The sequence below is a fragment of the Pseudomonas sp. HMSC08G10 genome, from assembly GCF_001808425.1.
In the GTDB taxonomy this organism is placed as follows: domain Bacteria; phylum Pseudomonadota; class Gammaproteobacteria; order Pseudomonadales; family Pseudomonadaceae; genus Aquipseudomonas; species Aquipseudomonas guariconensis.
On the sequence record NZ_KV793292.1, the window covers coordinates 15,159 to 40,330 of the forward strand.

Annotated in this window: 22 protein-coding genes; 13 read left to right on the forward strand and 9 right to left on the reverse strand. The window is 63.9% G+C overall.

All coding sequences use genetic code 11. The annotated features are described in order from the left end of the window. Nucleotides 1–67: 67 nt before the first annotated feature. Nucleotides 68–997 (reverse strand): LysR family transcriptional regulator, encoded by a 930-nt coding sequence (locus HMPREF3173_RS03570; RefSeq protein WP_070571569.1) that lies wholly within the window; start codon nt 995–997, stop codon nt 68–70. A gap of 214 nt (nt 998–1,211) precedes the next feature. Between HMPREF3173_RS03570 and HMPREF3173_RS03575 the strand changes: the two genes are divergently transcribed. The 7 genes from HMPREF3173_RS03575 (at nt 1,212) to HMPREF3173_RS03605 (ending at nt 10,211) form a co-directional block, all read left to right on the forward strand. Beyond that, entirely contained in the window at nt 1,212–2,540 is a 1,329-nt protein-coding gene (locus HMPREF3173_RS03575) for a hypothetical protein (RefSeq protein WP_070571570.1), read from the forward strand. 9 nt (nt 2,541–2,549) lie between these two features. Beyond that, on the forward strand, nt 2,550–4,184 hold the full coding sequence (locus tag HMPREF3173_RS03580) for an amidohydrolase (protein ID WP_070571571.1): 1,635 nt from the start codon (nt 2,550–2,552) through the stop codon (nt 4,182–4,184). Between the two features lie 49 nt (nt 4,185–4,233). Continuing rightward, complete coding sequence (locus HMPREF3173_RS03585; RefSeq protein ID WP_070571572.1) at nt 4,234–5,583, forward strand: APC family permease; 1,350 nt, start codon at nt 4,234–4,236, stop codon at nt 5,581–5,583. 91 nt (nt 5,584–5,674) lie between these two features. Beyond that, complete coding sequence (locus HMPREF3173_RS03590) at nt 5,675–5,992, forward strand: DUF2388 domain-containing protein (RefSeq protein ID WP_043215867.1); 318 nt, start codon at nt 5,675–5,677, stop codon at nt 5,990–5,992. Nucleotides 5,993–6,272: 280 nt separating this feature from the next. Continuing rightward, complete coding sequence (gene yghU / locus HMPREF3173_RS03595) at nt 6,273–7,109, forward strand: glutathione-dependent disulfide-bond oxidoreductase (protein WP_070571573.1); 837 nt, start codon at nt 6,273–6,275, stop codon at nt 7,107–7,109. A 300-nt stretch (nt 7,110–7,409) separates the two neighbouring features. Further along, a complete protein-coding gene (locus HMPREF3173_RS03600; RefSeq protein ID WP_070571574.1) occupies nt 7,410–9,113 on the forward strand; it encodes an amidase in 1,704 nt (567 codons plus the stop codon). Between the two features lie 180 nt (nt 9,114–9,293). After that, nucleotides 9,294–10,211 carry a pyridoxal-phosphate dependent enzyme gene (locus tag HMPREF3173_RS03605; protein ID WP_070571575.1) on the forward strand — a complete coding sequence of 306 codons (918 nt, stop codon included), beginning with the start codon at nt 9,294–9,296 and terminating at the stop codon, nt 10,209–10,211. 7 nt (nt 10,212–10,218) lie between these two features. Here HMPREF3173_RS03605 and HMPREF3173_RS03610 read toward each other — a convergent pair whose 3' ends face one another. After that, nucleotides 10,219–10,389 (reverse strand): KGG domain-containing protein, encoded by a 171-nt coding sequence (locus tag HMPREF3173_RS03610; protein ID WP_070571654.1) that lies wholly within the window; start codon nt 10,387–10,389, stop codon nt 10,219–10,221. A 309-nt stretch (nt 10,390–10,698) separates the two neighbouring features. On the opposite strand from HMPREF3173_RS03610, the gene nspC reads away from it, so the two are divergent. Next, nucleotides 10,699–11,796 carry a carboxynorspermidine decarboxylase gene (gene nspC, locus HMPREF3173_RS03615; protein WP_043206869.1) on the forward strand — a complete coding sequence of 366 codons (1,098 nt, stop codon included), beginning with the start codon at nt 10,699–10,701 and terminating at the stop codon, nt 11,794–11,796. Nucleotides 11,797–11,829: 33 nt separating this feature from the next. Next, nucleotides 11,830–13,074: a saccharopine dehydrogenase family protein gene (locus HMPREF3173_RS03620; protein WP_043206871.1), complete on the forward strand. Its 1,245-nt coding sequence runs from the start codon at nt 11,830–11,832 to the stop codon at nt 13,072–13,074. Nucleotides 13,075–13,190: 116 nt separating this feature from the next. Here the strand turns inward: HMPREF3173_RS03620 and HMPREF3173_RS03625 are convergent, their stop codons facing one another. From HMPREF3173_RS03625 to HMPREF3173_RS03635, 3 genes are all read right to left on the reverse strand, one after another. After that, nucleotides 13,191–14,237 (reverse strand): class I SAM-dependent methyltransferase, encoded by a 1,047-nt coding sequence (locus HMPREF3173_RS03625; RefSeq protein ID WP_070571576.1) that lies wholly within the window; start codon nt 14,235–14,237, stop codon nt 13,191–13,193. Nucleotides 14,238–14,392: 155 nt separating this feature from the next. Beyond that, nucleotides 14,393–15,238: a type 1 glutamine amidotransferase domain-containing protein gene (locus HMPREF3173_RS03630; RefSeq protein ID WP_070571577.1), complete on the reverse strand. Its 846-nt coding sequence runs from the start codon at nt 15,236–15,238 to the stop codon at nt 14,393–14,395. Nucleotides 15,239–15,252: 14 nt separating this feature from the next. Further along, nucleotides 15,253–15,558 (reverse strand): putative quinol monooxygenase, encoded by a 306-nt coding sequence (locus tag HMPREF3173_RS03635; RefSeq protein ID WP_070571578.1) that lies wholly within the window; start codon nt 15,556–15,558, stop codon nt 15,253–15,255. Between the two features lie 96 nt (nt 15,559–15,654). Between HMPREF3173_RS03635 and HMPREF3173_RS03640 the strand changes: the two genes are divergently transcribed. Continuing rightward, a complete protein-coding gene (locus HMPREF3173_RS03640) occupies nt 15,655–16,569 on the forward strand; it encodes a LysR family transcriptional regulator (protein ID WP_070571579.1) in 915 nt (304 codons plus the stop codon). 42 nt (nt 16,570–16,611) lie between these two features. On the opposite strand, the gene mqo is transcribed toward HMPREF3173_RS03640, so the two are convergent. Beyond that, nucleotides 16,612–18,201 (reverse strand): malate dehydrogenase (quinone), encoded by a 1,590-nt coding sequence (gene mqo, locus HMPREF3173_RS03645; protein ID WP_070571580.1) that lies wholly within the window; start codon nt 18,199–18,201, stop codon nt 16,612–16,614. 248 nt (nt 18,202–18,449) lie between these two features. Here mqo and HMPREF3173_RS03650 point away from each other — a divergent pair, with 248 nt between their 5' ends. After that, nucleotides 18,450–20,240, forward strand: coding sequence for a thiamine pyrophosphate-requiring protein (locus HMPREF3173_RS03650; RefSeq protein WP_070571581.1), 1,791 nt, complete (start codon nt 18,450–18,452; stop codon nt 20,238–20,240). A 5-nt stretch (nt 20,241–20,245) separates the two neighbouring features. Here HMPREF3173_RS03650 and HMPREF3173_RS03655 read toward each other — a convergent pair whose 3' ends face one another. Beyond that, entirely contained in the window at nt 20,246–20,725 is a 480-nt protein-coding gene (locus HMPREF3173_RS03655) for a VOC family protein (RefSeq protein ID WP_070571582.1), read from the reverse strand. A gap of 293 nt (nt 20,726–21,018) precedes the next feature. Here HMPREF3173_RS03655 and HMPREF3173_RS03660 point away from each other — a divergent pair, with 293 nt between their 5' ends. After that, on the forward strand, nt 21,019–21,834 hold the full coding sequence (locus HMPREF3173_RS03660) for a protein phosphatase 2C domain-containing protein (protein ID WP_070571583.1): 816 nt from the start codon (nt 21,019–21,021) through the stop codon (nt 21,832–21,834). A gap of 59 nt (nt 21,835–21,893) precedes the next feature. On the opposite strand, the gene HMPREF3173_RS03665 is transcribed toward HMPREF3173_RS03660, so the two are convergent. Together HMPREF3173_RS03665 and HMPREF3173_RS03670 are read right to left on the reverse strand one after the other, a co-directional pair. Next, entirely contained in the window at nt 21,894–23,054 is a 1,161-nt protein-coding gene (locus tag HMPREF3173_RS03665; RefSeq protein WP_070571584.1) for a GGDEF domain-containing protein, read from the reverse strand. Nucleotides 23,055–23,203: 149 nt separating this feature from the next. Then, nucleotides 23,204–24,076, reverse strand: coding sequence for a LysR family transcriptional regulator (locus HMPREF3173_RS03670; RefSeq protein ID WP_256543866.1), 873 nt, complete (start codon nt 24,074–24,076; stop codon nt 23,204–23,206). 118 nt (nt 24,077–24,194) lie between these two features. Between HMPREF3173_RS03670 and HMPREF3173_RS03675 the strand changes: the two genes are divergently transcribed. Then, on the forward strand, nt 24,195–25,151 hold the full coding sequence (locus HMPREF3173_RS03675) for a DMT family transporter (protein WP_070571586.1): 957 nt from the start codon (nt 24,195–24,197) through the stop codon (nt 25,149–25,151). Nucleotides 25,152–25,172 lie beyond the last annotated feature (21 nt).

A 25,172-nucleotide genomic window follows, 5' to 3' on the forward strand; every position in this document is an offset into this window, starting at 1 on the left:
GCTGCCTTGGCGCCTGAACTCGCAGATCTGTAGGGCGTCTACCAGTTGACCTATGGGAAAGGTTGCCTCAAGCCCCTTCCCCAAAGCGTGCGCTCATCCCCTCCTCGCTCAAGTACGTGCGCAGGTGTTCGATGAACACCGCGATCTTGCGCGTCGCCCGCCGGGTACTCGGGTACACCGCCTGCAACTGCGCGCCCAGGGCTTTGCGATCGAACGCATAGTCGCCGAGAAACGCCTGCAGCCGCCCCGCGTGCAAATAGGGCAGCACGCTCCAGTACGGGCAGGCAATCACCCCTTGTCCGGCCAGGCAGGCCTCGAGCAACAGCTCCAGATTGTCGCTGCCCAGCCGCCCTTTGCGCTTGATGGCATGGCGCTCGCCATCCTTCTCCAGCACCCAGGAATCGCCCAATGCCGGGTGCCGATAGACCAGACACTCATGCGCGGCCAACTGCGTCGGGTGCATTGGCGTGCCGTGACGGCGCAGGTACTCAGGGCTTGCGCACAGCACCACTCGGCTCTCGCCGATAGGCTGGGCGATCAGGCCCGGCAGGTCGCTCTGGCCCAGGCGCAAGGCCATGTCGTAGTGGCCGTCGAGCAGGTCGATGTACTGGTCGCTCAGGTCCACCTGCAAGGACATCTGCGGATGCGCCTGCAAAAAGCGCGCACAGGCGGCGTTGAGAAATGGCCGGCCAAATGACAGCGGCCCGGTGACCCGCAGGGTGCCCTTGAGGCTGTGCTGCAACTGGGCGATTTCCTCTTCGGTTTCGCGCATGCGCTCGAGGATGTCCCGGGCGTTTTCCAGGTACAAAAGGCCGGCCTCGGTCAACGCCATGCTGCGCGTGGTGCGCTCGAACAACCGCGCTCCGACCTCTGCCTCCAGGCGGCGGATCGACTTGGCCACCGCCGAGGGTGTCATGTCCCGCTGCTCGGCGGCCCGGCTGAAACTGCCGTACTCGGCACTGGCGACGAACAGTTGCAGGCTGAGGAACTTGTCCATGATCTAGTCCAGAAATTCCCAAGTGTTATGCCAGGCGACAACTAACTCGCCACAGCGAAGGCCTTTAACCTGTGCCGCAAGCCACAGGTGACGGGAAAGACTGCCACAGCGCACCGCGCCCGCAAAGCCACCCTGGCTCCGGCACTTTGAACTCCTAGGCCGCAAAGCCTGGGCACTGCCCCGCCGACAACAACAAGAACAAAGGACACCCTCGATGCATCGCACCCTCTCGCCCGCCCGGGCGTTGCTTCTCTGTGGGCTCGCCGCCAGCCAGCACGGTTGGGCCGGCCAGCGTTTCGACCTCGATGGCTTGCAGGGCGAGCTCACCATAGGTGCTGGCGCCGCCAACATCGTGAGCCGCGGCGTGAATTTCGGCGCCGGCCGCATGGACCTGCGCGACGCCAGTAACGGCGGCACCCGCGTGGACTGGCAAGAGCTCTACATCAAGCCGGGAGTCACCCTCGGCTATGCCTTGGCGCCGGATGTGGAAGTGCTTGGCGGTGCGTCGGTGATCGGCGCCACCACCCAGGGCGACGGCGATGCCGGTGGCTACACCCGCAGCGCCGATGGCCGCTTCGCCCTGGAAGAGGCCTACGGTGGACTGCGCGTAGGCGACTGGCGCCTGAGCGCAGGCCGGCAGAACTTCATGGTCGGAACGGGGTTCATCGTCGCCGACGGCAACCTCGACATGTTCGATGACGGCGCCTACTGGCTCGCCCCGCGCACCGCATTTCGCGACTCGGCGCTGCTCGGCTATACCCACGACGTGCTTCAGGCCCAGGTCTTCAGCCTGCGCAGCGACAATCACCAAGGCGACTTTCGCCTCAACGGTATCAACCTCGATTATCGCCTGGCCGACCGTGTCACCCTCGGCGCCATGGCCATGGGCGTCGACTCCCTGGCCGATCATGGCCAGAACCTGACCGCCCGCGATGGCATGCACGTGTTCAACCTGCGTGCCCTGAACGGCCAGCTGCCAGCCCTGGACGCCCTGACCCTGCACGGTGAGTACGCCGTGCAACGCGGCAGCGGCGAAGGCATGCACTACCACGCCGATGCCTGGTACGCCCAGGCCGACTACTCGTTCGCGCACCTGCCGCTTACACCGATCCTCAGCTACCGCCATGCGCGCTTCTCCGGCGACGACGACCTGGGCGATCGCACCCAGAAAAGCTGGGACCCGCTGAGCAAGGGCTTCGTCGACTGGAGTACCTGGTTGATCGGCGACGTGGTCGGCAACTACCTGCTGTTCAACAGCAACGAGCGGGTCAGCCAGTGGACCCTCAAGACCCACCTGAGCGACACCGTGACGCTGGGCGGCATCCACTACCAGTTCTCCCTGGACGAAAAGCACTTCAACGGCATGCCCGTGGACGATCGCCGCTTCGCCGACGAGAACGTGGTCTTTCTCGACTGGAACCCCACGCCCCGCCTGCACACCTCGCTGGCCTACAACTGGGTCAGGCCACAGGGCGCAGCCAAGCAGGCGTTGGGCGACGACACCTTCCGCGCCCTGGAAATGTATTTCACCTACCTCTACTGAGGACCTGCCATGCAGACCGCCGAACTGATCATCACCCACGCCGACATCCGCACCCAGGATCCGCACCTGCCCAGGGCCGAGGCCATCGCCGTGCGCGACGGCCGCATCCTGGCCGTGGGCGACAACGCCACCATCGAACGCCTGGCCGATGCCGCCACCCGGCGCATCCATGCCCAAGGCAAGCTGATGCTGCCGGGGCTTCAGGATACCCACGTGCATTTCCAGCTCAGCAGCGCCGACCTCTACCACAACGCGGCGCTGTACGACGCCACCAGCGTCGAGGAACTGCTGGCGATCATCCGCGACTTCGCCCAGGCCAACCCGGACAAACCCTGGATCCGTGGCGTGGGCTTTTCTTCGGCGCGCTTCACCCCCGAGCAATTGACCAAAGAGCGGCTCGACAGCGTCACCGACGGCCGCCCGGCGCTGATGTTCGCCAGCGACTACCACAACGGTTGGGCCAACAGCGCCGCCTTCGCAGCGGCCGGCGTACGCCCCGGCAGTCCGGAGCCGGACAACGGCAGCTACCTGCGCCTGGCCGACGGCACCCCAAAAGGCTGGCTGGTCGAGGACGCCATCTGGGCCATGGGCCGCATTGCCCCAGGCTACAGCGAGGCGGACTACCTCCAAGCCATGGCCCACTACAGCAAGGTGTTCAACAGCCGTGGCATCACCGGCGTACTCGATGCCATGGTCAGCCGCAACTACATGAAGAACTACCAGGCTTGCCTTGAGCGCGGTGACCTCACCCTGCGCGTGCGCGCCACCGCCAAGGTATTCGCCCACAAGCCGCTGGATGAGCAACTGCGCGAGTTGATCGACCTGCGCAACACCTATCAAGGCGAGCGCGTGTCGCTGCATTCGGCCAAGTTCTTCCTTGACGGCGTGCTGGAGAACGGCACCGCCGTGTTGCTCGAACCGCGTTGCGACACAGGCGGCAATGCCGAACTGATGTTCACCCAGGCGCAGATCAACGATTGCTTCGCCGCCTTCGACCGCGAGCGCTTCCAGTTGCACGTGCACAGCATCGGCGATGGCGCCACCCGTGCGGCCATCGACGGTATCGAACATGCCCGGCGCCAGAATGGCCCGTGGGACGCGCGCCACCAGATCGCCCATCTACAAGTGGTGCACCCGGCGGACATCCCGCGCTTTCGCGAGCTGGGCATCCTGGCCAACTACCAGACCCTCTGGGCACAACCGAACCCCGACGCCGACCCGCTGGTCGATGCCATGCTTGGCGAGGCCCGTGCGCAATGGACCTACCCGATCGGCGAGTTCATCCGCCAGGGCGTGACCTGCATGGTCAGTAGCGACTGGGGCGTGACCACATTCGACCCGTTCCAGATCATCCAGTGCGCGGTCACCCGCCAGAACCCTGCCCACGGCCCCGACAGTCCGGCGCACACACCGCAGCACCGGATCAGCATCGACGAGGCGATCCGTGGCTACACCCTCAACGCCGCCCATGCCGCCTGGCGCGATGACAGCACCGGCAGCTTGAGCGTGGGTAAGTACGCCGACCTGATCCTGCTCGACCGCGACCTGTACAGCATCGCGCCCCATGAGATCGGCGCCACCGAGGTCCTGCTCACCCTCCTGGAAGGCCAGGAAGTCCACCGCCACGCAGGCTTCGTCGGCTGACTCGCACCTGCGCCGCCCCCTCCAACAACGACAAGAACCGGAGCTCACCATGGGCCTTGCCACCGAGAAACCTGTGAGCCTTGAGGGCGGCGCGACACTGCGGCGCACCCTGGGCATGAAAGACCTGCTCGCCTACGGGCTGGCCTACATTGCGCCGATGGCGCCTCTGACCACCTTCGGCTTCGTCTGGGAGGCCTCGGGCGGACTGATCGCCCTGGCCTACCTGCTCGGCGCCCTGTGCATGTACTTCACCGCCCAGAGCTACGCCACCATGTCGGCCGAAGTGCCCTGCTCAGGCTCGGTCTACGGCTTTGCCCGGCACAGCCTGGGCGAGTTGCCGGGGTTCATTGCCGGTTGGCTGATCCTGCTCGATTACCTGCTGATTCCGGCGCTGGTGTTCCTGGTCATGGCGGTCGGCCTGCAAACGCTGGTGCCGGGCCTGGACCGCGCCAGTTGCCTGGTGGGCCTGGTGGTGGTTTCGCTGGCGGTGAACTGGTTCGGCGTATCGGTAACCACCCGCATCAGCCTGGTCTCGGTGGTGGTGCAGTTCGCGGTCATGCTGGGGCTGATCATGCTCGCGGTAAATGCTTTGGCCGACGGCAAAGGCGCCGGTGCGCTGACCTTGGCGCCGCTGTATGACGCCAGCCATCTCGACCTGGGCAAAGTGTTCGCTGCCACCTCGATTTGCGTGCTGTCGTTCCTGGGCTTCGACGCCATCTCGACCCTTTCCGAGGAGGTCAAGCGTGGCGACCGGCGACTGGTCGGGCGGGCCATTCTGGCGGTGTTGCTGATCTGCGCGGTGCTGTTCGTCCTCAGCACCTGGGTGCTGGGCAACCTTATGCCGGGGTTGCGCATCGCCGATGCCTCCGGTGCGATCTATCAACTGCTGGCCGTGCAGATCAACCCCTTCAGCGCCGTGGCGGTGGCTTGGCTGATCGCCTTGATGTGTGGATTCACCAATGTGCTGCCGATGCAGGTCGGCGTGTCCCGGGTGTTGTTCGCCATGGGCCGCGATCGCCAGTTGCCGGGGCTGTTCGCCCGTCTGCACCGGCGCCATGGCACGCCTCACGTGGCGCTGCTGTTGTCGACCGCGCTGTCGCTGGTGATCGCCATCGTGATGCGCGAACGGATCGACAGTCTGGCGTCGTTCGTCAACTTCGGCGCGCTGTCTGCATTCGTGCTGCTGCACCTTTCGGTGCTGGTGAAGCTGGGCATCCAAGGCCGCAGCCGGCGCTGGTTCGCCCACTGGCTGGTGCCCGTGGTGGGGATTGGCGTGGTGCTTACGGTAATGGGCGGGATGAGCGCCGCGACCTTGGCGTTCGGGAGCCTGTGGCTGGCACTGGGTCTGGGCTACGGCCTCTACCTGCGTGGTCAGGGGCGCATGGCGCTGCAGGTGTGACAGACAGGCGCGGCCAATGGAACTCCTGAGCACCGCCACCGCTCTTAACAACATGCAGTAAATCCCTTGGGCTTCACCTGGAGGTCTTGCCATGCGCCGTCTACTGCTCGTTCCTTCGTTCTTGCTCCTGCTCCCTGCAGGGGCTGCCCTGGCTGGTGTGGATGCGGGCGATGTCGCCACATCGGCGGGGGTCTCCGCCTCGCTGTACTCGACCTTCAAGGACGACAAACGGATCATTCCGGCCCGCGACGAGCTGTCGGCTTTCGTGGCCAGCGGCGGAGTCATTCGCGGTGCCTATGTGGAATCGGCGCTGGAGCAGGCCCGCAAGGACAACCCTGGCTTGCAGGCCAGTGACGAGGAGCTGGCCAATGCGCTGCTTTCCCAGGACGATCCCTTGACCGATAACTGACATTGACCTGCGTTCACTCGACGCTGCGTCAAAACCAAGGGCCGCACTCCTGCGGCCCTTGTTCATTGAACATACGCAACCCGTCACCGCCTCCCCTTCTTCACGCCAGCAATGCGATTTCTCCTACAGATCATCGGAAACGGCCCCCGGTTGTAGAGGGCATGAGCACGATGCACCCAACGCACGCCCACAATGCATTTGCCCCCGGCGGCGAACCCATGGCATAGATGCAGGTCCACCTTACGATGTGCCTACCTCGAGCCTTCAGGAGACTTCGCCCATGAGCAAACCCTACGTCCCGCCCAAGGTCTGGACCCACGAGGCGCCGTCCGGCGGCCAGTTCGCCAACATCAACCGGCCTGTCGCCGGCCCCACCCACGACCGGGCGCTGCCGGTCGGCGAGCATCCTTTGCAGTTGTACTCCCTGGCCACCCCCAACGGGGTGAAGGTAACCATCTTGCTCGAGGAGCTGTTGGCCCTCGGCCATGCCGGCGCCGAGTACGACGCCTGGCTGATCCGCATCGGCGAAGGCGACCAGTTTTCCAGCGGGTTCGTCCAGGTCAACCCCAACTCAAAGATCCCCGCCCTGCTCGACCGCAGCGTCGAACCGCCCGTGCGGGTGTTCGAGTCCGGCTCGATCCTGTTGTACCTGGCCGAGAAATTCGGCGCCTTCCTGCCCAAGGCCCCGGCCGCCCGTACCGAGTGCCTGAACTGGCTGTTCTGGCAGATGGGCTCGGCGCCTTACCTGGGCGGTGGTTTTGGTCACTTCTATGTGTATGCACCCGAGAAGTTCGAGTACGCCATCAATCGCTTCACCATGGAGGCCAAGCGCCAACTCGATGTGCTTGATCGGCGTCTGGCCGAAAGCGCCTACCTGGGCGGCGAGGAGTACAGCATCGCCGACATCGCAGTATGGCCCTGGTATGGCCAGCTGGTGCGCGGCAACCTGTATGGTGCGGCGGAGTTTCTTGCCGTGCATGAATACCCCCATGTGCAGCGCTGGGCCGAGGCCATCGCCCAACGGCCGGCCGTGCAGCGAGGCACCCGGGTGAACCGGACCTGGGGGGATGAGCAAAGCCAAGTGCCGGAGCGGCATTCGGCGGCAGACTTCGTGTGAAATGCTTGGGCTGCCTTGCAGCCCATCGCAGGCTTCGCCAGCTCCCACCGAGTAAGCGCCTACGGAACCTGTAGACGCTGACGAAGCCTGCGGATGGGGCGCGTAGTGGCCTTCACAAACCAGAAAAAACGCCATTCGAGGCGGTCTGAGCCTCGACCTCGACACATGCACTGACGCACGCATGCAGCGCACGAGACTGCCGCCGTGCAAATGACCATTGCCACGCTGCATGCCTGCGCCGGGCAAGGGCTTCTTGCTACACTCGCGCCACGAGTTTCCACCTGCATAACTGGTGACAGCATGATCGAGGTAACTGAGGTTTCCATTGCCGAGCTGCGCGACGCGCTCGAGTCCGGCCGCACGACGGCGGTTGAGCTGGTCAAGGCCTACCTGGCCCGCATCGACGCCTATGACGGAGCCGACACCGCCACTGCCCTGAACGCTGTGGTGGTACGCAATCCTGAAGCGCTCAAGGAGGCCGAGGCCTCCGACGCTCGCCGAGCCAAGGGCCAGACGTTGAGCCCGCTCGATGGCATCCCTTACACCGCCAAGGACAGCTACCTGGTCAAAGGCCTGACCGCCGCTTCCGGCAGCCCGGCCTTCAAGGACCTGGTGGCCCAGCGCGACGCCTTCACCATCGAGCGCCTGCGCGCCGCCGGTGCCATCTGCCTGGGCAAGACCAACATGCCACCGATGGCCAATGGCGGCATGCAGCGTGGCGTCTATGGCCGCGCCGAAAGCCCGTACAACGCCGCCTACCTGACCGCGCCGTTCGCCTCCGGCTCGTCCAACGGTGCCGGGACCGCCACCGCTGCCAGCTATTCGGCTTTCGGCCTGGCAGAAGAAACCTGGTCCAGCGGCCGTGGCCCTGCCTCGAACAACGGTCTGTGCGCCTATACCCCCTCGCGCGGGGTCATCTCGGTGCGCGGCAACTGGCCGCTGACGCCGACCATGGACGTCGTGGTGCCCTACGCCCGCACCATGGCCGATCTGCTGGAAATCCTCGATGTCGTCGTTGCCGATGACGCCGACAAGCGTGGCGACCTGTGGCGTCTACAGCCATGGGTGCCGATCCCGGCTGCGTCCTCGGTACGCCCGGCTTCCTACCTGGACCTTGCCGTCGACGCCAGCGCCCTCAAAGGCAAGCGTTTCGGTGTGCCGAAGATGTACATCAATGCCGACCCTGACGCCGGCACCTCGGAAAAACCCGGCATCGGTGGCCCGACCGGCCAACGCATCAATACCCGCGCCAGCGTCATCGACCTGTGGAAGCAGGCACGTCAAGCCCTGGAAGCGGCCGGTGCCGAAGTGATCGAAGTGGACTTCCCGCTGGTGTCCAACTGCGAAGGCGACCGCCCGGGCGCTCCGACGGTGTACAACCGCGGCATCGTCTCCAAGGAATTCCTGCACGATGAACTGTGGGAACTGTCCGGCTGGGCCTTCGATGACTTCCTGCGCGCCAATAATGATCCGAAGCTCAACCGCCTGGCGGACGTCGACGGCCCGCAGATCTTCCCCCACGACCCAGGCACCCTGCCCAACCGTGAGGACGATCTGGCGGCCGGCATGGACGAGTACGTCAACATGGCCAAGCGCGGCCTGAAGACCTGGGACCAGATCGAGACCCTGCCGGACGGTCTGCGTGGCCTGGAAAAGACCCGCAAGATGGACCTGGAAGACTGGATGGACAACCTGGGCCTGGACGCGGTGCTGTTCCCGACCGTGGCCGACGTGGGCCCGGCCGATGCCGACGTCAATCCAGCCTCGGCGGACATCGCCTGGAGCAACGGCATCTGGGTCGCCAACGGCAACCTGGCCATCCGTCACCTGGGCGTGCCCACCGTGACCGTGCCGATGGGGGTGATGGCCGACATCGGCATGCCGGTCGGCTTGACCTTCGCAGGTCGTGCCTACAGCGACAATGCACTGCTGAGCTTCGGCGCGGCCTTCGAGGCCACCGGCTCACGCCGCATGATCCCGCCGCGCACCCCGCCACTGGGCTGATCCAGCGCCTGGCTGGGAGCAGGTTTATCCGCAAGCACTGAGTCGGTTGCTTCGCGGGTAAACCCGCTCCCACAACGCGCATCGCCAACCTGCGAACGCCCCCCCGATGCACCTGCAAAAACCCGCTTGCCCCGCGATTGCGTCTGCCGGAACAATGAAGCATCCCTTTGGAGAGCCCTCATGTCCCTGCACATCCAGACGCCCCTGATCGAATCCCGTCCCCTCTCCCTGATCGCCGGCCGCTCGGTCTGGCTCAAGCTCGAAGCCCTGCAACCGTGCGGCTCTTTCAAGCTGCGTGGCGTCGGTCATGCCTGCCAGGTCCATCATGCCCGTGGTGCCCGCCACTTCGTCTCGTCCTCCGGCGGCAACGCCGGGCTGGCCGTGGCCTACGCCGGGCGCAAGCTCGGCGTGCCGGTGACCGTGGTGGTGCCAGAAACCACCACCGAACGTGCCAAGGCGCTGCTGCGCCTGGAAGATGCCAAGGTCGTGGTGCACGGCAGCTCCTGGCAGGAGGCCAACGAACTGGCGCAGACATTGGTCGGGCCAGACGATGCCTTCATCCATCCGTTCGACGACCCGCTGTTGTGGGCCGGTCATGCCAGCATGATCGACGAAGTCGCCCGCGCCGGCATGAAGCCTGATGCCGTGGTGCTCTCAGTGGGTGGCGGCGGCCTGCTCAGTGGCGTGGTCGAAGGGCTCGAACGCAACGGTTGGCACGACGTGCCGGTGATGGCGGTGGAAACCGACGGTGCGGCCTCGTTGCATGCAGCCCTTGAAGCCGGACAAACCGTGGAACTGCCACGCATCACTTCGGTGGCCACCTCCCTGGGCGCCAAGCGCGTCGCAGAACAGGCGCTGGCCTGTGCACAGCGTCACCCAGTCGAAAGTTGCCTGGTCAGCGACCGCGCCGCGCTGCAGGCCTGCGAGCGTTTTTTGCTGGATCACCGCGTACTGGTTGAACCGGCCTGTGGCGCGGCACTGGCCTTGGCGTACCTGCCCGAGGCCCTGGCGGCGTACCGCAATGTGCTGGTGATCGTCTGCGGCGGGGCCACCGCCACGCTGGAGCAGATCCAGGCGTGGCTGGCGGTCCAGGGCTGAACGGCGCTCAGCGATCGCTGCGCCGCGGGGTACCACCATGGCTGTGCTGGCCACCGACCCGGGCCTTTTCTGCCCGGTCGGTCTTCACATCCTGGTTGGTGCCGCCCTTGCGGCCGGCATCGTGGACTTTCTGTGGGTCGTCGGCAAAACCGTGGGAGCTTTCGTGATGCTTGGTCATGGGGTTCTCCTCATGGGTCAGTTCTGAAGGTTCGAACCCACGGCACATGCCCTGCTCCCTCCTTCCGACAGATGGCGGCGCAAACCCTGTGATCGCAACGGTCACATTCATCTGCTCAACTGGGTCTGCCACTAGGCTGCAGATACCCTGATGAGGCTCATCTTACCGAAGCGTCCGATGCCTTGATGGCAAAGGGACAACAAATACACGTGCAACTCGGACGAAATGCGCCTTCGACCCTTTCGATCCGGGGCAAGTGAAGGCACAATGCGTGTCCTTTTTTTGGCCGGCCTGGCCGGGGGCCTTTAAATGATCAAGACGCCGTACTACCTCATCGATAAACAAAAGCTGCTGGGCAACATGGAAAAGATTGCCTACGTGCGCGAACACTCCGGGGCCAAGGCCCTGCTGGCACTCAAGTGCTTCGCCACCTGGTCGGTGTTCGATCTGATGCAGCAGTACATGGATGGCACCACTTCTTCGTCGCTCTACGAGCTCAAGCTCGGTCGCCAGAAGTTTGCCGGCGAAACCCACGCCTACAGCGTGGCCTGGGCCGACGACGAGATCGAGGAGATGCTCGAGAACTGCGACAAGATCATCTTCAACTCCATCGGCCAGCTGCAACGCTATGCCGAACAGTCCCAGGGCAAGGTGCGCGGTTTGCGCGTCAACCCGCAGGTGAGCAGCTCCGACTACCTGCTGGCCGACCCGGCACGCCCGTTCAGCCGTCTAGGCGAATGGGACCCTGAGAAGATCGAGAAGGTGATCGAACAGATCTCCGGTTTCATGTTCCACAACAACTGCGAGAACGGCGATTTCGGCCTCTTCGACAAGATGCTATCGCACATCGAGGAGCGCTTCGGTCACCTGCTGCACAAGGTCCAGTGGGTCAGCCTCGGTGGCGGGATCCACTTCACAGGCGAAGACTATGCCCTGGACGCATTCTGCGCGCGCCTGAAGGCCTTCTCCGAGAAGTACGGCGTGCAGGTCTACCTGGAGCCCGGCGAAGCAGCCATCACCCAGAGCGCCTCGCTGGAAGTCACCGTTCTCGACACCCTGTACAACGGCAAGCATCTGGCCGTGGTCGACAGCTCCATCGAAGCGCACATGCTCGACCTGTTGATCTACCGTCTCAACGCCAAGATGGCCCCCAACAACGGCGAGCACACCTACATGGTCTGCGGCAAGTCGTGCCTGGCCGGCGATATCTTCGGCGAGTATCAGTTCGACAAGCCTCTGGCTATCGGTGACCGCCTGTCGTTCGTCGATGCCGCCGGTTACACCATGGTCAAGAAAAACTGGTTCAACGGTCTGAAAATGCCGGCCATCGTGGTCAAGCAGCTCGACGGCAGCGTCGAGGTGGTGCGCGAATTCGGTTTCGAAGACTACGTTTCCAGCCTGTCCTGAGGCAGGCCCTTTCAGTAAGGAGCAAAAGGTAAATTGAAGAAGAACGTTCTTATCATTGGTGCAGGAGGTGTCGCCAAGGTGGTGGCCCACAAGTGCGCACAGCATAACGACGAGCTCGGTCGTATTGCGATTGCGTCACGGAACATCTCCAAATGCCAGGCCATCATCGACAGCGTCAAGGCCAAGGGTAGCCTCAAGGTACCCGCCGACATCCAGGCCTTCTCGCTCAATGCCCTCGATGTCGAGGCAACCAAGGCGCTGATCCGCGAGACCGAATCGCAGATCGTGATCAACGTCGGGTCCGCCTTCCTCAACATGTCGGTGCTGCGTGCCTGCATCGATACCGGCGCCGCCTACCTGGACACCGCGATCCACGAAGAGCCGGGCAAGATCTGCGAAACGCCGCCTTGGTACGGCAACTACGAGTGGAAACACCTCGAAGAGTGCCAAGCAAAGAACATCACCGCCATTCTCGGCGTCGGCTTCGACCCGGGTGTGGTGAACAGCTACGCCAAACTTGCGCAGCAACAGTATTTCGACCGCATTGACTCGATCGACATTCTCGACGTCAATGCCGGCTCCCATGGCAAGTACTTCGCCACCAACTTCGACCCGGAAATCAACTTCCGCGAATTCACAGGTCAAGTCTGGAGCTGGCAGAACAGCCAATGGACCAGCAACAAAATGTTCGAGGTCAAGCGCACCGACGACCTGCCGGTGGTGGGCTCGCAGAACCTCTACCTGACCGGCCACGATGAAGTCCACTCGCTGTCGAAGAACCTCGACGTGCCGAACATCCGCTTCTGGATGAGCTTCGGCGAGCATTACATCAATGTGTTCACCGTCCTGAAGAACCTGGGCCTGCTCTCCGAGCAGCCGGTCAAGACCGCCGAAGGCCTGGAAGTGGTGCCACTCAAAGTGGTCAAGGCCGTGCTGCCTGACCCGTCCTCGCTGGCTCCGGGCTACACCGGCAAGACCTGCATCGGTGACCTGGTCAAGGGCACCAAGGATGGCCAGCCGCGTGAAGTGTTCATCTACAACGTGGCCGACCACGAAGAGGCGTTCGCCGAGACCGACAGCCAGGGTATTTCCTATACCGCTGGTGTGCCGCCAGTGGCCGCGGCCCTGCTGGTCGCCCGTGGCGAATGGGATGCCAAGCGCATGGTCAACGTCGAGGAGCTGCCGGCCGAGCCGTTCCTCAAGGCGCTGGACGTGATGGGCCTGCCGACCCGCATCAAAGACGAAAAAGGCGATCGTCCTTGGGACGCTGAAGCCTAAGCAGCAAACAGAAGGGGCGCCAGATGGCGCCCCTTCTGCGTGTGGCCAGTGCCCACAGACGCCCCACTGCGCACGGTGCCCCTTTTGAAGTCGCACCGCTCTCACAGGCTCGCCCGCTACTTGCGCGCCTCCAGGATCAGGTTGAACGGTGTCTGCGTCGCCCGCCGAAACCGCGTGAACCCCGCCTCCTCGAACACCGCCCGCAGCCGCGCCTCGCCGGCCTGGGCTCCCAGCCCCAACCCTACCTCCTGAGACAGCGAGTTGGGGGTGCAAATGAATGTCGAGGCCGCGTAGAACAACCGCCCCACCGGGTTCAGGTTGCCTTCCAGTGAATCCTCCGCATAGGGCTCGACCAGCATTACCGTGCCGTCGTCCTTGAGCGCGCGATAGGCATGCTTGGCCGCACCGACCGGATCCCCCATGTCGTGCAGGCAATCGAAGAAGCACACCAGGTCATGATCATGCCCCGGATAGTCCTTGGCCGAGGCCTGGGCAAAGCTGACCTGCCCGGCCACGCCCGCCTCCTCGGCACGCGCGTTGGCGGTCGTGATCGAGGGCCCGTGGTAGTCGTAACCGATGAAGCGAGACGCGGGGAAGGCCTGGGCCATGACGATGGTCGAGGCACCGTGACCGCATCCCACGTCGGCCACCTTGGCTCCGGCCTGCAGCTTGGCGGTCACCCCCTCCAGCGCCGGTAGCCACTCGGCCACCAGGAAGGTGCGGTAACCGGGCCTGAAGAAACGCTCGGTGCCACTGAACATGCACGGATGATGGTCACCCCAGGGCAGGCCCCCATCGCCACGCATGGCTGCGATCAGCTTGTCCTTGTCATGGAACAGTGCCGCTACCACCGACGCGCCGCCGGCCATGTAGACTGGCGACTCCTCGATGGCCAGGGCCAGAGCCTGCTCTTCGGGTAGGCTGAACGTACCGTCGTGGTGAACCATGTAGCCGGCTGCTACCTGGGCGCTGAGCCATTCTCGCAGCAGCCGTGGATGACAGCCGGTTCGCTGAGCCAGCACCTCGGGGGTCACGGGTTGGCTATCTGCCATGGCCCGGTACAGCCCCAGCTCATCGCCCAGGATCACGTTGGCCAGTGTCGCCGCCGCGCCCATGTCGCCCACCAGCTTGCCCATGAACTCGTGAAGTCTTGCCTCGTCCATGACCTGCCCTCCTCTGCAAGAAGGCCACCGTCGGCGACGTCCGGGCCGGGAGGCGGTGGTCGGATGGATGATTGCCGGGCCTGCGCGAAACAGGCCCGGGCTTTAAGTCTAGACGAGCATGGCAAGTGCCACCGGCGGTACTGAAGGCTCAGGCCTTACTGCCTGGCACCGTCCAGCTTCTCCACCAACGCCTTGGCCAGCACCTTGTCGGAGAACGGGTTCTGCCCGGTGATCAGCTCGCGGTCGATGACCACATGGGGCGCCCAGGCCTTCGCGTAGCTCATGTCGCCACCCGCTGCGGCCATGGCCTTGGCCGGATAGAACTGCAGGCGTTGATCTTTGAGCGAGCCTTCGAACACTTGCTCTTCCGGATCCGAGAAGATCGTCATGCGATAGCCTTGGTATACCCAATCACGAGCGGCCGGCGTCTCGCCACGGGCCAAGGCTGCACGGTAGGCAACCGGGTCCTGCTGGGCCGACAACAGGGTGATCGGGCCATGGCAGATCGCGGCGGTCGGTTTGCCTGCCTGATGGAAGTGGCGCAGCAGTGCCCCGACGTCAGGGTTGTTGGCAAGATCGATCAGCGGCGCATGGCCCCCGGGGATGAACAGGCCGGCGTAACGGTCCAGGTCACCCGCCAACACCTCCTTGACCGACAAGGTGTCGTCGATGCCCGACAGGCTCTGCACAACCTTGTGAATACGGCGCATCTCGGTCGCATCGCCACCGAAGTACTGCGGATCGACTGAACGCTCATCGACGCTCGGCGCATTGCCCTTGGGCGTCACCAGCACCAGCGTGTAGCCCGCCTTGAGCAGGTGGTCGGCCGGCACGCCGAACTCGTTGAGGTAATAGCCGGTCGGGTACGGCTTGCCGTCCTTGAGCTGCAATTGATGCTCGCTCGACAGCAAGACCAGCACCTCGCCTTTGGACGCGGCAGGAGCCTGGCCGGCCAGCAACGCGCCAGCCACTGTGAGCGCCAGGGTGGAAATCTTGTTCATGGTCAGGTTCCTGTTCAGACGAAGGGGGCAATGTCGAGTGGGTGGGCAACGCGGACCTGGGTCGGCGCAGCCAGCCAGTCGGCGGTGGCAGCGCGATAGGCCTGGTAATGGGCGCTGTTGCGGTGCGCTTCGATGGCCGCCGGGTCGACATACAGCTCGAACAGGTCGAAGGCCGGTTCGTCCCCTTCACGAATGAACAGGTCGTAGCGCAGGTTGCCGGGCTCGGCGCGCGAACGCTCCACCATCACCCGCAGGGCCTGCTCCACCGCGTCGCGGTGTTCGGGCTTGGGGAAAATAGTGGCGAAGATGCTAATAGGCATGACTGGACTCCAAGGTCGGTATCGGTCAGTGAGGCCATGCTATCGACTGCGCTATGATTCGATAATTCTAAAGATCTAATTTCAGCGATCCAAAATATGAATATCGCAAACAAGGACCTGAACCTGCTGCTGGTCTTCCAGATGCTCTATCAGGAACGTAACGCGTCCCTGGCCGCCGAGCGCATGGCGCTCAGCCAGCCGGCGCTGAGCCACAAGCTGAACAAGCTGCGCCATCAGTTCGGCGACCCGCTGTTCGTCCGGGCGCCTCGCGGGCTGACACCGACACCTCGCGCCCATGAGCTGGCGCCTCAGGTTCAGCACTTGGTGGAGCAACTGGAGCTGTTCTACGAACGTTGCGACGGCGCGGACATGCTCACCCGCCCTGCCCGCCTGCACCTGTACAGCACCGACTATCTGGAGCAAACCCTGCTGCCCCGTCTGCTACCGATACTGCGCAGCCAGGCCCCCAACTTGGTGCTGGTCACCCACAACACCCGTGGCCAGTTGCCGCGCGAAGCCCTGGAGAAAGGCACGTGCGACTTGGCCATCGCCGGATTCTTCACCGACCTGCCGGACACCTTCCACCAGCAGCGTCTGCTCGGCGAAGAGTTGGTGGTGCTGGCCGCAAGGAGCAACCCACACCTGACCGACGGCCTGGACCTGGAGGCGTTTCTAGCCTGTGAGCATGTGCTGACCACCCTCACCGGTGACCTCGATGGGCTGGTGGACCGCGCGCTGCGCGCCCAAGGCCATCGACGACGTGTGATCGCGGGGTTGTCGAGCTTTCTTGCCCCAGCCCGCCTGGTCAGTGGCACCGACCTGCTGCTCACCTGCCTGCGTTCGCTGGCCGAAGATGCGGCGGCACGGGACCCGGAGCTTGCGGTATACCCGCTGCCCCTGGCGCTGCCGAGGGTCGAATTGATGCAGATCTGGCATGAGCGCACGCACGCCGATCCATTGCGCAGGTGGTTTCGCCAAAAAGTCTGGGAGGTGGCCAATCACGTGGAGTAAAAGCCGCCGGGAGGCGCAAGGCCACCCGGGGCATTGCGCACACTACGGCGCTGCGATTTCGGTCTGCCCTGCGTGGCTCGACGGCGGCGCCAACTGGAGCAACTCGTTGGTGTAGGCCCACTCCTGTTCGAGCTTGTCAGGATGATCGTTCAGGCGAATCCCGTAGGACGGAATGATCTGCCGGAACTTCTCCTGCCAGGGTGCAGAGGCAGCCTTGTCCTTGAACACCTTGTGCAGCAGGTCGAGCATGATCGGCGGCGCGGTCGAAGCCCCCGGCGATGCGCCCAGCAAGCCAGCGATGCTGCCGTCCTTGGCCATCACCACTTCTGTGCCGAGCTTGAGCACCCCGCCAAGCTCCGGGTCCTTCTTGATGATCTGCACCCGCTGCCCCGCCTGCCACAGGCGCCAGTCCTCTTTCTTGGCGTGGGGGAAGTAGGTCTGCAGCGCCTCGAAGCGGTCATCGTCGGATTGCATCAATTGCCCGATCAGGTACTGCACCAAGTCGAATTCACGTACCCCGACGCGCACCATGGGCCAGGTGTTGTGCACGGACATGCTGGCGAACAGGTCCAGCAGCGAGCCCTCTTTTAGAAAACGCGTGGAGAAGGTGGCGAATGGGCCGAACAGGATCATGCGCTTGCCATCGAGCACGCGGGTATCCAGGTGGGGCACCGACATGGGCGGCGCGCCGGTCGCGGCGATGCCGTAGGCCTTGGCCATGTGCCGCTGGGCGATGGCCGGGTTGTCGGTCACCAGGAACGAGCCGCCCACCGGGAAGCCCGCATAGTCCTTGGCTTCAGGGATGCCCGACTTCTGCAGCAGCGGCAAGGCGGCGCCGCCGGCGCCGATGAACAGGAACTTGGCGTCGGTGGCGGCCGTGGTACCGTCCTTGAGGTTCTTGTATTCGACGTGCCAGGAGCCGTCATCGTTGCGGGTGATGTCCTGGACTTCGCTCGAGAGCTTAAGGTCGAAGTTCGGTCGGCCTTGCAGGTAGCCCACGTACTGGCGGGTGATCTCGCCGAAGTTGACGTCGGTGCCGATGGGCGTCCAGGTCACCGCGAGCTTCTGCGCGGGGTCACGCCCCTCCATCATCAACGGCACCCACTGCTTGATCTGTTCCGGGTCCTCCGAATACTGCATGGGCTTGAACAGGGGGCTGGCCTGCAGGGCCTCGTAGCGTTTTTTCAGAAAACGAATGTTGTCGTCACCCCACACGAAGCTCATGTGCGGTGTGGTGTTGATGAACGAATGCGGGTCCTTGAGCACGCCCTGCTTGACCTGCCAGGCGAGGAACTGCCGGGTGATCTGGAACGACTCGTTGATCTCTATGGCCTTGGTGATGTCGATCTTGCCGTTCTTCTCCGGTGTGTAGTTGAGCTCCGCCAGGGCCGAGTGCCCGGTGCCTGCGTTGTTCCAGCCGTTGGAGCTTTCCTCGGCGACCTTGTCCAGGCGTTCGACCATTTCCATCGACCAACCCGGCTCCAGCTCATTCAGCCAGACCGCCAGGGTCGAACTCATGATCCCGCCCCCGACCAGCAGTACGTCGACCCGTTTGGTCTCGGCGGCCTGGGCACTGAGCATGCCGCACGTGAGGCCCACCAAGGCCCATCGCAACGTCTTCGTGGTGTTCATGTTTCCTCCTGCGAGACGTGATGCCTCGTTGTGTACTCCCTGTCGTGCGCAAGGCTCGTGCGGCGTATCTGTCTGCCGCCCTTGCGCCTGATCGGCCTCGCAAGCGAAGTCAGCCCTCTAGATAGTTAGCGCAACTTTCCCCAAGCCACCAGTTGGATTCGTTCAGCCTGGCAAATGAATCTGAACATCCGGCCCTGGGGGTCGTCGGAAGTTTCACTGCTGTGACGGTTTGCATGGAGGTAGGAACGATGGCGAGCACCGTAGGCGATTTTCTGGTTGAGCGTTTGAGCCAATGGGGCGTGAAGCGGGTATTCGGCTATCCGGGCGATGGCATCAATGGCGTGTTCGGTGCACTGCGTCGGGCCGGTACGATCGAATTCGTGCAGTGCCGCCATGAAGAAATGGCGGCATTCATGGCCAGCGCCCATGCCAAGTTCACAGGAGAGCTGGGCGTGTGCATCGCAACGTCCGGGCCTGGCGCTTCGCACTTGCTGACAGGCCTGTATGACGCCCGCCTGGACCACATGCCGGTGTTGGCCATCGTCGGCCAGCAGGCCCGCACCGCGCTGGGAGGGCATTACCAGCAGGAGCTGGACCTGGTCTCGATGTTCAAGGACGTGGCCGGTGCATTCGTCCAGCAGGCCACGGCCCCGGCCCAAGTGCGTCATTTGCTGGATCGCGCCGTACGCACGGCGCTGGGCGAACGCCGGGTCACGGCATTGGTGCTGCCCAACGATCTGCAGGAAATGCCCTACGAGTCGCCTGCACGGGCACATGGCACCTTGCATTCGGGCACAGGCTTCAACCCACCGAGGATCGTGCCCCACCCCGACGCATTGCAGCAGGCTGCGCAGATACTCAACGCCGGCAAGAAAGTCGCGATCCTGGTGGGGGCCGGTGCGCTGCAGGCCCGTGAGCAGGTGAGCGCCATCGCAGAAAAGCTCGGAGCAGGCGTCGCCAAGGCCCTGCTAGGCAAGGCCGTCCTGCCCGATGATCTGCCTTGGGTCACCGGTTGCATCGGTCTGTTGGGTACCGAACCCAGCCTGAAGCTGATGAACGAATGCGACACGCTGCTGATGATCGGTTCAGGCTTCCCCTACGCTGAGTTCCTACCAGAGGAAGGTCAGGCCCGCGGCGTACAGATCGACATCGCTGCCGACATGCTCGGCCTGCGCTATCCCATGGAGGTGAACTTGATGGGCGATGCCGCCCAGACGCTGGACGCCCTGCTACCGCTGATCGAGCATAAGACCCGCCGCAGTTGGCGAACCAAGGTCGAAGGTTGGCGCAAGGCGTGGGACAAGAAGCTGACGCAACGCGCCCTGAGCAAGGCTGCGCCGATCAATCCGCAGCGGGTCGTCCATGAACTCTCGCCTCGCCTGCCGGACGCCGCCATCATCACCTGCGACTCGGGCTCCTGCGCCAACTGGTTCGCCCGCGACCTGCGGATCCGTCCGGGTATGGAATGTTCGTTGTCCGGGGGCTTGGCCTCGATGGGCGCGGCAGTGCCCTACGCCATCGCAGCCAAGTTCGCTCACCCCGAGCGTTGCGTGGTGGCTCTGGTAGGCGACGGTGCCATGCAGATGAACAACATGGCCGAACTGATCACCGTGGCCAAGTACTGGCGACAGTGGGGCAACGGACGTTGGATTTGCGCGGTGTTCAACAATCAGGATCTCAACCAGGTCACCTGGGAGCAGCGGGTGATGGAGGGAGACCCCAAGTTTGCCGCCAGCCAGGATATTCCTGACGTGCCCTACCACCTGTTCGCCCTCTCGATCGGTCTGAAGGGCCTGTATGTCGAACGCGAGCAGGACGTGGCCGGTGCCTGGGAGCAGGCCTTGGCCAGCGAGGTGCCCGTGGTGATCGATTTTCGTACCGACCCCGATGTCCCTCCGCTGCCGCCGCACATCACCCTGGAGCAGGCGAAGAAGTTCGCCGGCGCCCTGCTGCAAGGCGACCCGGACCAAGCCGGCATCCTGCGCCAGACCGCGCGCCAGCTGATCAGCGGGCTATTGCCAGGGCACGGCAAAGCATGATGCCGCTAACCTTTGAGCGCCGCCTCGATCCCGGCGATGTCGATCTTGCCCATCTGCATCATGGCGTCGAATGCGCGCTTGGCGGCGGCCCGGTCTGGGTTGTCCATGGCCTCGAGCAGCACCCGGGGCGAGATCTGCCACGAGATGCCCCACTTGTCCTTGCACCAGCCGCAGACGCTTTCCTGGCCGCCGTTGCCGACGATGGCCTGCCACAGACGGTCGGTCTCGGCCTGATCCTCCGTGCAGATCTGGAACGAAAATGCCTCGCTGTGCTTGAACGCTGTCCCCCCGTTCAGGCCGACGCAGGGAATACCAGCCACGGTGAACTCGACGGTGATGACATCGCCGGCTCTGCCCGACGGGTAGTCGCTCGGTGCGTGATGTACCGCCCCTACTGCGCTGTCGGGGAAGGTCTTGGCGTAAAAAGTCGCCGCCTCCAGGGCATCGTCGTCGAACCAGAGGCAGATGGTGTTTTTGCTGGGCATTGGAGCCTCCACGATCACGTCGCAAAGGTTAGAGTCTAGACCCTCACCCCTGGCAGGCGATGGCCTGGGCCAGCGCTTCGTCGGTTGCAAACGCTTGCAGATGGGCCAGGCGATAGTCGCGCAGTCAGAGCGTGGTTCACGGTGGTTTCCTACATAATTGAAACGGTATTTGGCCTACTCTCGAGCTCTTGGCGCTGCTTCACCAGCATTGGCTGCACAACACGCCGGCGCAGCACAACTCAAGGTAGCCGCGCTTGTCGAAGCTTCTTTTTTCACGAGATAGACGACACACCATGCATTTCGACCTGATCCAGAGTCTCAACCTGGCCGGCAAGGCCGATGTTCCCAATGACGACCGTATTGGCTGTGCAAGCCGTCATGCTTGGGTCATCGACGGCGCAACCGATCTGGGCCCGCCTGGTCTGCTGGGTGAACAAGGGGGTGCGGCCTGGTTGGCAGCGGCAGCGCAGGCTGCCTTTGTCAGCGCAAGCGGGCCGTTGCAGAGCCTGTGCGAACAGGTGTTCGCTACCGTGGCCGCAGCCTACGAACGCGACCGCCGACGTGAGCCGGTCGCCGGCTGGGAGCTGCCCCGCGCGGCCTTTGCGGCGGTGGCGCTGGAAGATGACGAAGTCGTCTGCGCCCATCTGGCGGACTGCGTCGTGCTTCACCGCAGCGAGCACGGCATTGCCTTCCTGACACCTGAGCCGGACCGCGAAACCGAGCGCGCCGAGGCGCTCGCCCTCGGCCCTGGCACCGGCGCCCATGGCGTGCGCACACCTGCCGTGCAGGCAGATCGGCGCATCGCCCGGGAGCGTCCCAAGGCCGTGCTCAGCGTCGATGCCGAAGTGGCCAGGGCTGGTACCTTATACACCCGCGCACCGGTAAGGCGCGGCGACGACCTGGTGCTGATGAGCGATGGTTTCGCGGCCCTGTTCGATACCTACCAGGCCTGCACGCCTCACACCTTCATGACCCAGCTGCGCGAGCAGGGCCTGGCAGAACTTGCGCTGCGACTACGGCAGATCGAGCGCGACGATGCCGCCTGCGTTCGTTATCCACGGTTCAAGATGAGCGACGACGCATCGGCGCTCTGGTTGCGGGTGGGCTGAAGAAGAAAAACGCCGGCCCGACCGGGCCGGTGCGGTTCCGATGCCAAGACGACCCTTGGCTACGCCTTAGGCTGGGTGCGATCGACCAGGCGGATGCTATCACGCCCGCCTCGCTTGGATTCGTAGAGTGCAACGTCACCCTGTTCGATCAGTGCCGCCAGGCTGGCAGGCGCCCGATCAAACAGGTTGACGCCGATGCTGAGGGTGACCGCCGCAGGCGTAGCGAACGTCTGCGCGGTCATCCGATGGAACTGCTCGCGCAAAGCGCTCCCCAACCCTTCGACTTTTTCACGGGTCGCGTTACCCAGCAGGATGACGAACTCATCGCCGCCCAACCGGGCGGCCAAGCCACTGGCGGGGGTCGATGCGCGAATCATCTCGCCCAACGCGACGAGCAGACGATCACCGGCAATATGGCCATGCAGGTCGTTGACCATCTTGAAGTTGTCGATGTCGATCAGCAAAAGCGCACCGGGGCGGTCCGTTGCCACGTCCTCCAGCAGACGCGGGGCGCGTGCCTCCAAGGCGCGCCGGTTATACAGGGCGGTCAAGGGATCGCGCGCCGCCAGCCGGGCGATCTGCCGTTCGCGTCGGTGGCGCTCGGTGCCGGTCATGGACAAGGCGATGAGCATGATCGCCATCGTGCCCTCGACCAGCGACACCTGGATGATCGCGCCACGCAAGGCCGCCAGATCGATCAGCGTCCCAGGCACCAACGGCGGGATCATCTTGGCCAAGTAGAAGATGCCGTGGGCCAGCAGCACATAACGCAGCTGCACCGCCCCCACGCGCAACGACTTGCCATGGGGCCGCAGCAGCACGCAGGCCCACAGGGTGGGCAAGGCCACCAGCAGCGAGTTAGCCAGCAACATCACCTTCGACCACTGCGGGCTTTCAGGCAGCAGCAACAGCATCAGCCAGACAACGGGCAACAGGTACCAGCCACGGGAAAGCCGCATCTCGGTAAACCGCGCCACACCCACGAGAAAGAACCAATGCGCCAACACCAGCAAGCCATTGGCGAACCACACCCCGACGAGCATCAGCCCACTGACGCGCAACAATGCCAAGGTCGACCCCACACTGATGGTGGCGAACCCAGCGGCCCAGAACAGCAGCGAGGTGGCACGCACTGTGCGCCACTCTACCGCCAGGTACAAAGCAGCCGCAGCCGCGAGGGCAATGCTGATGGTCAACATCGTGAGGGGGTCTAGAGCCATGAGTGGACAGGCCTGAGCGATCGTATTGAAGGGCGTGGATTGTAAGCGTTCGGATGCACTTTTAGCAGGTCGCTACCGACTGGTGGGTCCTTTCAAACGCGCCTCTCGGGCGGCGAAACATCAACATGTCAGTAGCCGATCCGGTGGGCTCATGCCGTCGACAGATAGCTGACCAGTTGCCGACCATGGGAGCTCAGGCGCTCCCAGTCGCGAAAACAGATACGCAGCTCCAGGGTGGCCCAGCGCTCCTCCAGAATCACCCTGCGAACCGCCAGTTCCTGCTCGGCGCGCACGGCGGCGGTTTCCGGCAGCATGGCGATACCCGCGCGTTGGGCCACCAATTGAGCGATGGCCTCAAAGCTCGGCGCACGTACACGCACCTTCAACGGCAGGGCCAGATTCATCGCCAGCTCCTCGACGAAGCGCTGCATCGCCCGCTCTGCCGGCAGACACACGAACGGGTAACCCAGAGCATCCGCCAGGCGCAGTTGTTCGCGCCCGGCCAAGGGATGATCCACTGGTACCAGCATTACCAGGCGCTCGTTGCGAAACGGCAGCGAGACGATGCCTTCGTTGATCAGGTTGCCGTCATACACCCCTAACTCGCATTCACCGGCCAGCACCACGCGCAATACATCGATGCTCTTGTGCTCGACCAATTGCAGGTCGACCTCAGGGTAGTCGGCCAGAAACGGCCCGAGCACCGCCGGCAACAACGTGCTGTTGCTGACAGTGGAAGCCGCCAGGTGCAGCGTGATGCGCCGCTGACCTGCCAACTCCTTCAAGGTGTCCTGCAGCTTTTGCGCCTCACCCAACACACCACGGGCCGATTCCAGTACCAACCGGCCAGCGGGGGTCAGTTGCATGCCATCAGCCTTGCGAACGAACAGGGCAAATCCACAGCGAGACTCGAACAGGCGCAGGCGGGTGCTGGCGGCGGATACCGCCACCGGGATGGTCGCCGCCGCCTTGCTCAGGCTGCCGGTAACGGCAATTGCGGCAAACAGGCGCAGATCGGGCAAGTCGAAGTGCATCCTTGTGCGTTCTCCAAAAGCGAAAGCCATGTTCGAGAAAAAGCGATTCTAGCCACAACCCGTTCTGTACAGAATAAGTCCTGCCTTCAATTGCCTGGACTTTGCCATGACGCGTTTGCACCTTCGCCTTCAAACTGCGATCCACAACGGCGGTGTCTATGCCGTGCTGGCGGCCTTGGGATTCAGCTTCAAGGCCATCTTCGTCAAGCTGGCCTATGCCGCAGGTCCGGTGGACGCCATCACCCTGTTGGCCATGCGCATGGGCCTGGCGCTGCCGCTGTTCGCTTGGCTGACCTGGCTCAGCCGTGGCCAGTCCGATGCGAAGCTGGGGCTTGGGGACGGTCTGCGCGTGGCCGGGCTCGGGTTGCTGGGCTACTACCTGGCGAGCCTGTTCGATTTCTACGGTCTGCAGTACATCAGCGCGGGGCTCGAGCGGCTGATCCTGTTCACTTATCCCACGCTCGTATTGGTGTTCCAGGCCATCGCCCTGCGCGAGCGCCCTACCCTGCGGACCCTGACGGCCATGGGCCTGTGTTACCTGGGCCTGGGCATCGCCTTCGTACACGATGTCAGTGTGGCCGGGGTCGGCGAGCAAGTGGTGCTGGGATCGTTGTGGGTGGTGGCCAGTGCGGTGAGCTACGCACTCTATTACTCGGGTACCGGCATCATGCTCAAGCGCATGAGTTCAATGCGTCTGGCCGGGCTCTGCGGCATCGCCTCGTCATTGATGGTGCTGGCGCACTACCTGCTGGTGGCGGACATCGGCCAGCTGTGGCAGCAGCCACTGGCGATCTGGATACATGCGGGGCTGATGGCGGTGTTTTCCACGGTGTTGCCGATCTACTGGGTGGCCCTGGCGATCCAGCGCCTGGGCCCCACCCATACCGCAGCGGTGGGCAATCTGGGTCCGGTGCTGACGATGCTCGCGTCTTGGGCGATCCTCAGCGAGCAGATCTCGGGGTATCAGTTGGCGGGTCTGGCGCTGGTGTTGTACGGCGTGACACGCCTGAAGCCTGCGAAGAAACAGCAAGCTTCGACGCAGTCCAAGCAAGCCGAAGCGTAGGGTCACCTGCTCACGCGAGCA